Annotated in this window: 4 protein-coding genes; 2 read left to right on the top strand and 2 right to left on the bottom strand. The window is 59.5% G+C overall.

Features of this window, described 5'->3' with window-relative positions:
• Positions 1-132: 132 nt before the first annotated feature.
• Entirely contained in the window at positions 133-657 is a 525-nt protein-coding gene (locus sphst_RS04275) for a DUF937 domain-containing protein (protein ID WP_107045212.1), read from the top strand.
• Between the two features lie 409 nt (positions 658-1066).
• On the opposite strand, the gene sphst_RS04270 is transcribed toward sphst_RS04275, so the two are convergent.
• Positions 1067-1477, bottom strand: a complete 411-nt coding sequence (locus sphst_RS04270; protein ID WP_031393228.1) for a DUF3597 domain-containing protein — start codon at positions 1475-1477, stop codon at positions 1067-1069.
• Positions 1478-1629: 152 nt separating this feature from the next.
• Between sphst_RS04270 and sphst_RS04265 the strand changes: the two genes are divergently transcribed.
• Positions 1630-2214, top strand: coding sequence for a DUF4142 domain-containing protein (locus sphst_RS04265; protein WP_031393229.1), 585 nt, complete (start codon positions 1630-1632; stop codon positions 2212-2214).
• Positions 2215-2990: 776 nt separating this feature from the next.
• On the opposite strand, the gene sphst_RS04260 is transcribed toward sphst_RS04265, so the two are convergent.
• Positions 2991-3272 carry a hypothetical protein gene (locus sphst_RS04260; protein ID WP_234387330.1) on the bottom strand — a complete coding sequence of 94 codons (282 nt, stop codon included), beginning with the start codon at positions 3270-3272 and terminating at the stop codon, positions 2991-2993.
• Positions 3273-3485 lie beyond the last annotated feature (213 nt).

The raw sequence follows: 3485 nt of genomic DNA, 5'->3' as shown, positions 1-3485 counted from the left end.
TACGCCCGAACTTCCTGACTAATATTGCGCAGACAGCGCATGCCTGCCGATCCAAGGTCCTAGCTCGATCGAAGGTGACCGGACCTATAGGTCCCAGCATCTGTTGGTACCTGTCACAACAAGGAAGCCGACATGAATCTCAATGACCTGCTGCCTGATGGTGGCATCGATGCACTGGCCGCCCAGCTAGGCATACCGCGTGACCAAGCCCAGCGCGGCGCAGAAGCGCTGCTGCCGTCGGTTCTGGGTGGCATGGGAAATAACACGACGCAGTTAGACGCCCATGTGAACACGCTTGGCGGCGCAGACCTTGCTTCGAACGTGTTGGGCAACGAGCCGACGCAAATCGACCACGGTAATCAGATCCTCGGCGGTATCTTCGGATCGAAGGACGGCAGTCGTGAGGTCGCCGACAACGCGGCGCAAAGCAGCGGCCTGGCACCGGAGCTTCTGAAGCAGATGCTGCCGATCCTGGTCATGCTGGTGGCCGGCCATCTGACAGGGCGCTCGGCTGGGCAGCAAGGTGGCCTTGGTGGGATCCTGGGATCTGTACTCGGTAGCCTGGGCGGCGCCGGAGTCGCAAGCGCTGCGCCTGGGGGCGGTCTTGGCGGCGGACTGGGGGGCATTCTTGGTTCGGTATTTGGCGAGCGGCGATAGAGCCGTCCGGACATAAGACCGTTCTGCTCGATCAAACCGGTGGTCTTGAGAGCAAGAAACATCCCGTCGCCACGTGGCTACAGCACGGCGATAACATCGACGGCATAACTCGGGAGCGCATGTGATGCGGAGACGAGGAAACAAGCGAGCCGGTCCTGTGGCAATTGCCATCTTCGTGATGATCGCGGCACTCGTAGTCACGATCTGCTGGCTCGCCGCGCGTGGCTTTCACAAAGAGCCGAATAGACCACTGCGTGGTAGTCAGACGCTGCCAGCTCAGGCAGCGCAGAGGACGGTAGCAGTAGCGCCTCTGAACGCTAGTCCAGCTCGCTAAATTGAGGACGGTTAAGCCAGCAGTCTAAGGCCGAAGGGGACCGCACAGGGTGCGGTCCCCTTCGGATTGGGCGCGTCAGTTGCGCAGGCTGTCTGGAACGATACCGCCGTTATCGGAAAGCTTCTGCATCACTGCCTTGTGAAGGGCGATGTTCTGCTCGGCTGAGCCGTCGGCGGCTGCATGGACGTTGAGTTCGCCGGCAAGCTCCTTGCGAGCCGTCAGACTGGAATCCAGGTCCAGCAGCTTTAGAAGATCGACGATCGAGCTCTGGTAGTTGCCGCCGCCATCTTTCATCGATGCCATCTCGCTAAGGACCGCACCGACGTCGACGGACTGCTGAGGCGCCGTTGGGGCGGGCTGAGCGGCAACGGTTGGGGCGGCCTGCGGTGAGGGCTGCGGCGCAGTGGCAGGAGCCGGAGTCGGCGCTGCGGCTGGCGCGGACTTGTGGTGGAAAACTTTGTTCATAATCGTGCTGAAGATGCTCATAACCGTGTCCCAATAAGCCGGCAGCTGTGCCGGCAGACATCCAGAACGAACGCGCCTTATGATCGGTCCGGAGCTCGTTGCTGGTGCGGAACGGTCCTTCGACGGCACGCGTTAAGCGGGCAGCGGCAATATGCAAGCAGATGGAGACGATGATGAACTTCAAGACCCTGGCACTAGTGTCGGTAGCGGCCCTGTCATTGGCCGCGTGCGGCAAGAAGGCCGAAGATACGACTGCCCTCGATAACAGCACTTATGCCAACACGACCGCCACGGACGTAAACGCAGCTGGTTTCAATGATGCGATGGCAGCACCGGCCTCAGGTGAACAGGCCTTCGTCAACATGGCGGCTGCAAGCGATGCGTTCGAGATCGAGACCTCGAAGCTGGCCGTAACCAACGGCGCATCTGCTGCGGTAAAGAAGTTCGCTGGCCAGATGATCACCGCACATGAGGGGTCGACTGCAAAGCTGAATGCCCTGACCGCGACGCTGTCATCAGCTCTGACGCCCAACCCGGCGCTGAATGCCGAGCAGCAGCAGAAGCTTGCCGATTTGAAGACCAAGCAGGGCACTGATTTCGACACCGCATACGTGGCTGCCCAGGTCGCCGGGCATCAGGAGACGCTCGATACGCTCAAGGGATACGCTGCGACCGGCGACGTGCCGCAGTTGAAGACGTTCGCAGCGGGCTTGGCACCGACGGTTGCAGCGCATCTCAACATGGCAAAAGCTCTTTAGTCCTTAAGGTTGGGTCTTAGACGATGATGTATGAGGCCAAGAGGTGCACTTATTGTACCTCTTGGCTTTGCATAACGAGGGGCTACACGACCTCAATCTGCAATGGCATCCTCGCGCAGAGGAATGGTCTGGCGGCCGGACATTCTGGAGCGCAAGCTGAGCTAGTCCGAGATGGTGAACCTGCGCTACAAGAGCTGTTGGAAGCGCCAGAGGCTTGACCGCTTCCTTGACTGGCTTGGCGAAGAGCTACCCTATTGCGACGTGCGCTAGGCGTTCTGAACCGTGGCGATGGAATCTATTTGGCTGCCCTAAGCTGCCCCTCATCGACATCGGCCTTTTCTTCCGCATCGACGCCGCGTTCAAGCCTGGCCTCATCTGCGGCGAGTACCGCCGCATTTTAATTAGTGATGCCAAACCTGGCCGCGACGTCGGGGCGAAGCGCAGCAGGTCTGGTCGAGCCGCAGTAGGCTAGCCGCTCGGTCCCGCGCATCCGTCGTTTCAAAGCGGCAAGTTCATTCATTGCGCTGTGGGGTACGATCTTTATTGCTTGCCGTCATCGCCCGTCTTTGTCGCTGATCTCCTAAATATCGAGCGTCTCGTATGTCACGACTTTTGCGACAGCGGCATGCGCTAGGCGGTGGACTGGGAGAAAGCGTTTCGGGGCGAACCGCTGATAGATGCGAACTCGCATCTAGCGTAAACGCCAGTCTAGACCGCTTTTTTTAGGGGCTCCGGCAGCTTGCCATCGGGAAGGGGCGCGCGGAAATGGCCATGAATCATCTGCGCATTGAACGGCTTGGATACGAATGTCGCCTTTTCAGGCAAGTTACCCGCCTTCGGGCGGAGGTGACCGCTGTCGATGACGATCTCGATCCAGGGGTAGTTCTCGCGACGTGGTGGGCGAGCGCGAACCCATTAGTATCGCCCGGCATGTCGACGTCTGAAAAGAGCAGGGTGATTGTGTGCGCATACTCGGGGAGCATCGCGATCGCAGCATCGCCGTGATCTGCTTCATATGTACGGAAACCCGCATCCTCGAGAATGCCTGTGACATCCATAAGGATGAACGGGTCATCGTCGACGGCAAGCGCATAGGGGACTGTTGATAGGGACATGCCGGACTAACCCGGCACTCACGAAAACGGCTCCGTCGAATCCGCTCTCGGCACCGGTTTTGACATCTCTAGGCTGTCGTTGCGAATGCGGATCCCCGATTTGCCCATTATCCGAAGAAATCCAGACAATAAAATGCCCCGCTGCGGGGGGGGGGG

Origin of the sequence: Sphingomonas sp. STIS6.2 (genome assembly GCF_000732685.2) — a bacterium.
Lineage (GTDB): Bacteria > Pseudomonadota > Alphaproteobacteria > Sphingomonadales > Sphingomonadaceae > Sphingomonas > Sphingomonas aerolata.
This window is presented reverse-complemented; position numbering and strand designations above follow the sequence as displayed.

What these genes read in the sequence shown, in the direction of transcription:
- sphst_RS04275 (WP_107045212.1), top strand. Translation starts at nt 133, where the DNA reads ATGAATCTCAATGACCTGCTGCCTGATGGTGGCATCGATGCACTGGCC.
- sphst_RS04270 (WP_031393228.1), bottom strand. Translation starts at nt 1,477, where the DNA reads ATGAGCATCTTCAGCACGATTATGAACAAAGTTTTCCACCACAAGTCC.
- sphst_RS04265 (WP_031393229.1), top strand. Translation starts at nt 1,630, where the DNA reads ATGAACTTCAAGACCCTGGCACTAGTGTCGGTAGCGGCCCTGTCATTG.
- sphst_RS04260 (WP_234387330.1), bottom strand. Translation starts at nt 3,272, where the DNA reads ATGGATGTCACAGGCATTCTCGAGGATGCGGGTTTCCGTACATATGAA.